11 protein-coding genes are annotated in these 7,637 nt (G+C 34.0%); 3 read left to right on the top strand and 8 right to left on the bottom strand.

What is annotated here, in order from left to right:
• Positions 1-238 precede the first annotated feature (238 nt).
• The 3 genes from ATN92_RS03365 to ATN92_RS03375 all read right to left on the bottom strand — a co-directional run bounded on the left by ATN92_RS03365 (position 239) and on the right by ATN92_RS03375 (position 1,806).
• On the bottom strand, positions 239-451 hold the full coding sequence (locus ATN92_RS03365; RefSeq protein ID WP_087721311.1) for a hypothetical protein: 213 nt from the start codon (positions 449-451) through the stop codon (positions 239-241).
• Positions 452-840: 389 nt separating this feature from the next.
• A complete protein-coding gene (locus ATN92_RS03370; protein WP_056950798.1) occupies positions 841-1,206 on the bottom strand; it encodes a hypothetical protein in 366 nt (121 codons plus the stop codon).
• Positions 1,207-1,218: 12 nt separating this feature from the next.
• Complete coding sequence (locus ATN92_RS03375; protein ID WP_056950795.1) at positions 1,219-1,806, bottom strand: site-specific integrase; 588 nt, start codon at positions 1,804-1,806, stop codon at positions 1,219-1,221.
• Between the two features lie 138 nt (positions 1,807-1,944).
• Between ATN92_RS03375 and ATN92_RS03380 the strand changes: the two genes are divergently transcribed.
• Genes ATN92_RS03380 through ATN92_RS03390 form a run of 3 tightly spaced genes read left to right on the top strand, consistent with a single transcriptional unit; the run spans position 1,945 to position 3,398 of the window.
• Positions 1,945-2,295: a type II toxin-antitoxin system RelE/ParE family toxin gene (locus ATN92_RS03380; protein ID WP_011117005.1), complete on the top strand. Its 351-nt coding sequence runs from the start codon at positions 1,945-1,947 to the stop codon at positions 2,293-2,295.
• A complete protein-coding gene (locus ATN92_RS03385; protein WP_010015131.1) occupies positions 2,292-2,576 on the top strand; it encodes a helix-turn-helix domain-containing protein in 285 nt (94 codons plus the stop codon). The genes ATN92_RS03380 and ATN92_RS03385 overlap by 4 nt, the downstream gene beginning before the upstream one ends.
• 33 nt (positions 2,577-2,609) lie before the next feature.
• On the top strand, positions 2,610-3,398 hold the full coding sequence (locus ATN92_RS03390; protein ID WP_056950792.1) for a hypothetical protein: 789 nt from the start codon (positions 2,610-2,612) through the stop codon (positions 3,396-3,398).
• Between the two features lie 184 nt (positions 3,399-3,582).
• Here ATN92_RS03390 and ATN92_RS03395 read toward each other — a convergent pair whose 3' ends face one another.
• The 5 genes from ATN92_RS03395 to ATN92_RS03415 form a co-directional block, all read right to left on the bottom strand.
• Positions 3,583-3,999, bottom strand: coding sequence for a hypothetical protein (locus ATN92_RS03395; protein WP_056950789.1), 417 nt, complete (start codon positions 3,997-3,999; stop codon positions 3,583-3,585).
• A gap of 31 nt (positions 4,000-4,030) precedes the next feature.
• Positions 4,031-4,711: a TIR domain-containing protein gene (locus ATN92_RS03400; RefSeq protein ID WP_056950787.1), complete on the bottom strand. Its 681-nt coding sequence runs from the start codon at positions 4,709-4,711 to the stop codon at positions 4,031-4,033.
• A gap of 31 nt (positions 4,712-4,742) precedes the next feature.
• Positions 4,743-5,570, bottom strand: coding sequence for a hypothetical protein (locus tag ATN92_RS03405; protein ID WP_056950784.1), 828 nt, complete (start codon positions 5,568-5,570; stop codon positions 4,743-4,745).
• Between the two features lie 82 nt (positions 5,571-5,652).
• Entirely contained in the window at positions 5,653-6,168 is a 516-nt protein-coding gene (locus ATN92_RS03410; protein WP_056950781.1) for a DUF536 domain-containing protein, read from the bottom strand.
• Positions 6,161-7,096, bottom strand: coding sequence for a replication initiation protein (locus tag ATN92_RS03415; RefSeq protein WP_003690715.1), 936 nt, complete (start codon positions 7,094-7,096; stop codon positions 6,161-6,163). Before ATN92_RS03415 ends, ATN92_RS03410 begins: the two co-directional genes overlap by 8 nt.
• Positions 7,097-7,637: the final 541 nt, after the last annotated feature.

Here is a 7,637-nt window from a genome sequence, read left to right on the forward strand (position 1 = left end):
TTGGCTTTCGCCAATTCAGTGTTAAGACTGGTTTAGAGCTGTCAATTCCTTATGCTCCCACGCTTTGCTCGTCCGCTACCATTGACAGCAAACAGTTAGTTTTTTTGAATCTTAACAAGAACTTATCTGCTATGTTCGTTTTTTAGGGCCTTATTTTTCGTTTCTAGCAATTTTAAGACTATTCATATATATTTATACCAAAACAAAAATAAAAAGCCCTCAGCAGGCTCTTAGAGGGCTAAATAACGAAGCCTGGACGATTATTAATATCTTCTTGCCTTTTTTGCAAAAAATAAGTATCAAGGGAATCATACAGATTCCTTTTGATCTCGCCAGGTTCATTGACAAAAGCTTCAAACAATTCTTGAATATCAACTTGCCAAGGATCAGCAAGCATTTCATCAATTGGCTTTAATACTTTCTTTTCGTCAATCTTAATGACTCCTAACATCAAAATAATGCTTTCAGTTTAAATTCACAGATCTTATAGCACCGTTATTCAAAATTTATTACCAAGCTTATAAAGATTATCTGCACAAAGCAATTAAAAAATTTTGGCTTAAAACAGTGGGATCTGCAACACTTTTTAAATATTTAAACCATAACAATCTTAGTTAGGTGCAAACATAAATTGAATTAAAAATACAGTCAATTCAACAACGGCAAAAACAGATTTTATAGTTATCAGTAAACCGAGTGAAACGAGGTCAATGCGCACTTACACCCTTGACAAGTGTCAAGGGTAGATTTAATCCCCATCGATGGGTATTATTTGTATTAGAAGGCTAGCGCCAACTATAAAAAACCTAGAGTAAACCCTCAAAAACCTAGAGCTGAATATCAAGATTGATCAATCACATTACGAAGGATCCAATGACTATAAGCAAGACGAGCACCAGGAGTTATCACCCAGGGGTGATTAATTTCAAAAATTTGAATTTCAGTTGCTAAGTAAAGTGGCGTCTTACCATGATTAAAAGCAAAAACGGGTTGCGGAAAATCAGGCTTATTAGCAACTTGATGAACACTTTGACGAGAGTTCATCTGCCAACGAATTTTTAAGTCTTCACGCGACAATAATTGCGGTAATTGTGTTTTTTCAATTTGAGCTTGTTGTTGCAACTTTTGTGTAAAGGCTTGTTTAGTCTTGTTTTGATGCCAATCATCAAAAAGATCATACTTGTTGGTTTCAAAATCTAAATCCATAAAGCCAGCCTCCTAACCAAAATCAATTTGATCCAGCATCGTTTCGGTACTGGCCTGGTCTAAACCTAAATAAGCTAAAGTCATCGCCTCACTGGAATGATTGAGCAGATTCATGACTAAGCCAATATTATAATTTGATTGCGTGTAGACTCGATAAGCCCCGGTTTTGCGCATCGTATGAGTACCCAGATAATTAATTCCTAACAGATCGCCAACCTTACTCATAATTTTGTAGAACTGTTTTTCCGTGATATGGCGCTCGGGGTGTTGAATGGAAGGAAAGAGCCACTCAGAGGCTAGTCTATGATTAAGTAGCCATTGACGGTACAATAAGAGCTCTGTTTGAACTGGTTTAAGATACAAGATATTAGGCTTACCCGTTTTTCGGTCGTGAATGAACGCATTTTGTTTAATAGAACCGTCCGGATTAAAAATATCGGTTTGTTTTAAGCGCATGACATCACTCACTCGCAGTAGCGTAGCTTTGCCAACTTGAAAAACTGTATAGTTACGCCGGCCAGCTTTAAAGTTATTGAGTAAAGTATCTTGAACATCATTAAGTACATTTGAATCTTTGATTGGTAGGACAATTTGTTGCATATAAAAATCACCTCGTTGGTGGAGACGTAATCCCTTGGTACAAGCGGAAATATGAATTTCACACTTCCGCTTGTACCAAGGATTTGTGTAATAACATATTTGTTTGCTTTTTGATAGCCAATAAGCTATCATGTGAATATGAAAAAAATGGAATTTGACTATTATGACTGGAATGAATTTAAACAATTTTTGGATCAATTACCTGATAAAGACGCTGCCAAATTAATTGCGACCATTCAAAATATTGAAAATAACGGTCTAATCATCGCAGAACGTCAATTATGGGTCAAAAAGCTAGAAAACAATCTCTATGAGATTCGTTCTAAGAGAGCTTCAAATATTCAGAGAGCTATCTATTTCCAAGTACAAGGATCTCAGTACTTAATCACCAATGCATTCACAAAGAAAACGCAAAAAACACCAGAAAGTGAAAAGAAAATTGCTCGGAATCGACGCAGCAAGTATTTTAACAAGGAGGACCAACAATGAGTAAAATTGACGCATATGTTACTGAAAGAAGTAAAAACAATCCTGATTTTGCAAAACTCGTTGAACAAGAAAACATCAATTTAGAGGTAGCAGTTAAAGTCCGTGATCTCCGTGAAAATATGGGTATGAGTCAACGTGCATTTGCTAGTCTAATTGGTAAACCACAATCAACCATTGCTAGAATTGAAAATGGATCAATGAATGCTTCGACTAGGGTATTGTCTGAGATTGCGCAGGCAACTAATCAGCGATTAACCATTCAATTTATGCCGGTAATATAATTAAAAACTACCAATGCTAAGGAGTTAGAAATAATGGATTCAGGTAAGCAATCATTAAATAATAATAAAATGTTAGAAGCAATCACAAATAATGATTTTCGCTCACTCTTAAAATTAGTCGTTGAAAATCCAGTTGCACATGTTAACAGATCTGAATATTTAGCAAAAGTATTTAAAGTAACAGAATCAGATATTATCAATGGGCACTTAGATATTTCCTTAAAAGAAAGAAAAAAAGTTGCACAAAAACAAATTACAGCAACGGTAAGAAATACTACTGTTATTTCTTTTCTTACTGGAATTCCCGGGGGAATTGCAATAGCAGGGACAATACCTGGCGATATTATTCAAAACATGGTTTACTCCATCAGATTGGCTCAACAATTAGCCTATATATATGATTTTGATGATTTGATCGAAGAAGATGGAAAAATTCAAACAAATGGATTGTTATTATTTTTAGGAACAATGGCTGGAGTAAATGGATCAGCTTCTTTGTTGCGGGTGTCAAGTTCTAATGCTATAAAGTATGCTTCTAAACAAATATTAGGGAAACCTTTAATGAAAACTTTGTGGTACCCATTATTAAAAAAAATAACTAGTATAGTTGCTAGCAAAACACTAACCAAAAAGGGACTAGCCTCTGGAATTGCGAAAATTGTTCCAGTCGTTGGTGGGGTTACTTCGGGAAGTATAACTATGATTGGAATGGAAATGTCAGCTAAGAAACTAAATTCAGAGTTATTAAGGGGATTTGAACAGAATTATTCAGAAAGAGATTATGAAAAAGATATAAAAATTATTGAAGCAGAAATAATATAAATAGGGTCCTTATCAAGGGACTATAAATTGTATAAACACATAAATAACCCCCAATATCTACATTATAGATATTAGGGGTTATTCTTTCAATGTTTTTGAGGGGCTATTTGTTAATTATAGACCCTGAATGATTTTTAACTAAAAATGGCAATAAGTATTTTGGTATTATTTGAAAAATTGAATTTCAATTATGTCTTAACAATAATAGAGCACCCATAATTACTATGAAGATTGGTAAGTAGGACATCAAAAATATGGGTCTCATCATACAACACAAAAAAGATTCTCCGGATCTAATGGGCTGCATTGAAAAATCAATATCTTTTTCATCTTTTTTCCTTACAACATCATAAAGATTTCGGAAATATCTTTCCTCTCTTAGATAAAAAGTATCGCTAACCCAAAACATTAAGCAAAAAAAGAGACATAATAACAAAATTAAGTAGCTCATAGATTTATTGATATTAGCTAAATACACAGTTATTAATCCACCAAGTATCGTCAATGACCACCCTTTTATAAGAAATGAATTAGATGACATACGATTAATAACGTCTTCAATCATTTGAATATGCAAACGCTTATTTTCACCGTTTTTCACGTATATATCCTCCAAAATATAAATTAGCCTATTAGGGCTTCCTGCACATATTATAGTCAGCAATGCTATTTCTTAAAGAGATAGCTCTGTCTAAGCAGCCATCAACATCTAATATAAAATCTTTCCACTCGATAGCAGTAATATATGAGCTATTACCAAAATAGACAGTTTTTCCATAAATCTCTTTAATATCAGGATTTTTCTGATTAAACATGTTTTTAGCTATTACTTGAAAAGTTTTATCTGTATGTATTGTTCTTACTGTCTTTTCTTTTGGATTATCTTGTTCTTCATAAGTCCAATGAGTTATAAAATATTCATAACTATTAAGTTCATCAGGAAGAACAACTGCAATAATAGCGTTGGGTAAACTCCTTGTTGTTATTCTTGTTTGTGTACGTAAAGAATAAGCAATTTCCCATGGAATCCATTGATCTTTTTCAGGCTTGAAGCGTTCAACCATATTAGGGGAAATCAAAACTAAAGTAACTGACGAGTCCCATATTTTTTCCTTTAATTTTGTACGTATAGTTTCATCTTTAAATACGCTTAGATCTTGGTCATCATTTTCGGCCTTGTTTAAATCATCGCCACTAAATTTAGTAGTTTGCAGGTAATCAACATAATCCCTAACGGTATTTTTATAGTATCCACTTAGTGATGCTACATTACTATCTTTGTATTTGTATGAAACAAAAACTTTGTATCCCAATACAATTTCCCCCAATTTAATAACGACCGTTTTATAATCTATGAGAATATAATAGATCTAACGGTTTACGGTTACCCTTATTTTGTATAGAACTCCACTGGCGTTTCCAATTCACTAAATCATCTCTCGTTATTTTTAATAATTTGGTGAGTTCTTGAGTTACATCATGCTGGAAAGGTGGGAGTTCATTAGAACTCTTATTGATATAATCAGATTGTCTAATTTCTGTCTCTAATAGTAGTCTTTCTGGTACTTTTTTATTTATAAGCCTAGTAGTTTGAAGCTCATCATATATCCATGGAGAATTAGTCTTATTTTTAATAGTGTTAACAACACTAATAGAATTTTCTGTGTTTAAGAAAATAATACATTCACAAGAATCAATCATGTCATGCAATGCTGATGACAATATCAAATTTACTTGGCTAGTTGAATAGTTTCGCTTGTCATAGTCATAAGTTATCATGCCATTTTTTTTATTTTTAGACAAAACACAATAATTATCATCAATCTTTTTAAGAAGATCATTTGAGTATCCCCAAACGGTTGAATCTATAAAGGCATCAATATCAAACTCATTTTTTAACCAACACGCTATTCTCTTAGCAATCAACACATCATTGTGAGAGTGTGATATGAAAACATCATAATTGTTTTCTGGAAACCAATTATTTTTTAATTTAGTTACGTCTATTATTCCAGTTTCATCTTTCAAATCTATATTAGAGCTAACTCTATCCAATAAATTTGAACGAAGTTTACGTAAACCTGATGAATACAATTCAAGATCTTGAGAAGAAATGTCCATAAAATCCATTTTATCTGCACGATTTAAAGTTAAGTTAAAACCCTTATACAAAATATATACCCCTCTCTTTTATCACTAATATGATTTATTCAGTTAATTAACTATATAAAATTTTTGCTAATATAAGAAATCTTTACCAAAAGTGCCACCAGTTTTTATTGCGCTTATTTTTATACATGTCCTCTTCTGGAGAATTGTTTTGTCGTTTCTGAGATGACTTAGAAGTTTCAAGTAAGCCATTTATTTTTTGAATATGGGCTTTTAGCTCTCTATTTTCTGCTACAGTTGTTAATTGAAGTTGTTGTTGCTGATCTATCAGTTTTATTAGATGATCTATTTGTTGGTCTTTGGTAGCAAGCTGTTTGTCACGTTGAGACTTTAAATCTGCTACTTCTCTTCTTAGAGTAGCGATTAGCTCATTATTTTCTTCGCTAGTCTTTGTCTCTTTTTTGCTACCTGTTTGTTGGTTCTTTGCTACCAAAGGCTTTGCTACTTTGTCTCTGATAATCCTTTCAGCTTTAGGGCTAATCATGTTTGTACCCTGACTATCTTTTTGCCGATTCTTTGCTGGTAGTCTTTGGTAATGATATTGAATAGTCTGTTTGGAGACATTCAATTGATCAGCAAGTTCTCTAATAGTTTTAGGCATGTTTTCCAAACCCCTTTCGGAGTTCAGCAAGCATTTCTTGTCTTGTCTGATCTCTTATTGTTTTATCATGCTCAATCTGTCGTTCGGCTAAAATCTGTTTTTCAGTTGAGCCTAGTGGTAGGCCTTTAACTTTATCGGTAGCACGCCATTTTTCTTGTTCTGTTAATTCACCATTATTCTGGATATTAAAAAGTTTTTGACGCTCATCTTGGAACTTACCTTGAGAAAAGTCGTTTGCGTCTTTTCTTTCAGGCTTCCAAGTAAAAGTATAACCAATCACTGGTTTCCCACGACCTTTACCATATTTTTTTCGTATAGTTAGGCCTCTAAACAAAGGGGTTAGTTCTTCCTTAATTGGGCGAATAACCCTAGATTCAACGTTCGCAGGCTTACTCCAATAGCTTTGTGGAATATCTAGTAGTTCAAAGAAATCATTTTTAGAAAAATAAGCATAACCAGTGGTTCGGAATTGTTTAAGAATACGAAAAGTTGTTTTTGCGTAACTACTCTTTAAATCTCGGAACTCTGTCAAAGCATAACGAACCCAACTTTCGAGATTATTTAGAAGTTTCAACGCTTTGGGATAAATTTGAATATCAACATAAGGAACGTCTGCAGATCCCTTAATTTCAAATCGAGTGAACATGACAAACATCTCTCTATCAAGACCATCTTTACTTCGAGAGCCAAATCTAAGACCTAGTATTTTTTGATATGTACTTTGTATGTCATCAATAAACCGATTATTTGCGGTTGGCTTATAGGCACTTAACTCTTTTAACTGATCAAAGGTAAATCTAACAGTATCATCACCTTTATCACGCATTCTAGAAACTACAGAAAAGAACAAATTCATTTCTACAGGAGTAAACCTTCGCAAGGGGATTGTATTTAATTCAGGGTCATATTTGACTAATTCATTGCTCATAAAATAACCTCCTTGAATAATACTACCTTATTTGAATACAGGAGTAAATAAATGTAGTCGATAAACAGACAAAATGTAGTCGATAAACAGACAAAATGTAGTCGATAAACTTCTGTACGCCTTGGGGGAGTAAGGCGCAATAGGGGTCTAAAAGAGGTTTAAAAGAGGTTTATAAAAGAGGTATAAAAGAGGCACCGCTGTACAAGATCAAAATCTAAAACAAAAATACAAAGGAGTGAGCCAAAAACCGGCTCACATTAAATTCCAGTCGCTATGCTCCTTGCGCCTCACTTCGTTCGTTGCCTAAAAAGGTGTGGCAAGCCACATTAATTCGGGCGCTGACGCCCCGAACCCCGTCCAAGCTGAGCCAGCTTAACCGCTTTTTCACTCGCCGTTAGGCAGGAAAGCAAAGTTTTATAGAAACTTTGGCTTTCGCCAATTCAGTGTTAAGACTGGTTTAGAGCTGTCAATTCCTTATGCTCCCACGCTTTGCTCGTCCGCTACCATTGACAGCAAACAGTTAGCTTTTCTAAAACATAAT

The organism is Companilactobacillus bobalius (assembly GCF_009764355.1).

What these genes read in the sequence shown, in the direction of transcription:
- ATN92_RS03365 (WP_087721311.1), bottom strand. Translation starts at nt 451, where the DNA reads ATGTTAGGAGTCATTAAGATTGACGAAAAGAAAGTATTAAAGCCAATT.
- ATN92_RS03370 (WP_056950798.1), bottom strand. Translation starts at nt 1,206, where the DNA reads ATGGATTTAGATTTTGAAACCAACAAGTATGATCTTTTTGATGATTGG.
- ATN92_RS03375 (WP_056950795.1), bottom strand. Translation starts at nt 1,806, where the DNA reads ATGCAACAAATTGTCCTACCAATCAAAGATTCAAATGTACTTAATGAT.
- ATN92_RS03380 (WP_011117005.1), top strand. Translation starts at nt 1,945, where the DNA reads ATGAAAAAAATGGAATTTGACTATTATGACTGGAATGAATTTAAACAA.
- ATN92_RS03385 (WP_010015131.1), top strand. Translation starts at nt 2,292, where the DNA reads ATGAGTAAAATTGACGCATATGTTACTGAAAGAAGTAAAAACAATCCT.
- ATN92_RS03390 (WP_056950792.1), top strand. Translation starts at nt 2,610, where the DNA reads ATGGATTCAGGTAAGCAATCATTAAATAATAATAAAATGTTAGAAGCA.
- ATN92_RS03410 (WP_056950781.1), bottom strand. Translation starts at nt 6,168, where the DNA reads ATGCCTAAAACTATTAGAGAACTTGCTGATCAATTGAATGTCTCCAAA.
- ATN92_RS03415 (WP_003690715.1), bottom strand. Translation starts at nt 7,096, where the DNA reads ATGAGCAATGAATTAGTCAAATATGACCCTGAATTAAATACAATCCCC.